This window comes from Candidatus Frankia nodulisporulans, from assembly GCF_902806475.1.
In the GTDB taxonomy this organism is placed as follows: Bacteria; Actinomycetota; Actinomycetes; order Frankiales; family Frankiaceae; genus Frankia; species Frankia umida.
The window spans coordinates 1-315 of sequence record NZ_CADCWS010000586.1; the positions used below are offsets into that span (position 1 = coordinate 1).

1 protein-coding gene is annotated in these 315 nt (G+C 61.9%); it reads left to right on the forward strand.

Annotated features, from left to right (window positions below; all coding sequences use genetic code 11):
• Window positions 1–116: 116 nt before the first annotated feature.
• On the forward strand, window positions 117–315 hold a 199-nt coding region (locus G6R24_RS21495; RefSeq protein ID WP_163550899.1), incomplete at its 3' end, for a transposase.

The following is a 315-nucleotide window of genomic DNA, read 5'->3' on the forward strand; positions in this document are numbered from 1 at the left end:
CCGAATCTTGGTGGCGCAAGTATGGATCTTGAATGGGTGTGGTCTCCGTGTGGTCTGTCACGGATTTTCCGGCGTGTCGGCGCGCCCGCTTGGAAGGCGGCGCTCACGGTTGATGTATGACGCGATCATCCCGGTATCCGTCTGATCTGTCCGACGAGGAATGGGCGCTGCTCGCACCACAGCTACCACCACCATCGAAAGACGGCCGGCCCGAGGAACACGACCGCCGTGACATGATCGACGCGTTGCTGTACGTGACACACAACGGGATCGTCTGGCGAGCTCTGCCGGTGGACTTCCCGCCCTGGAAGACGG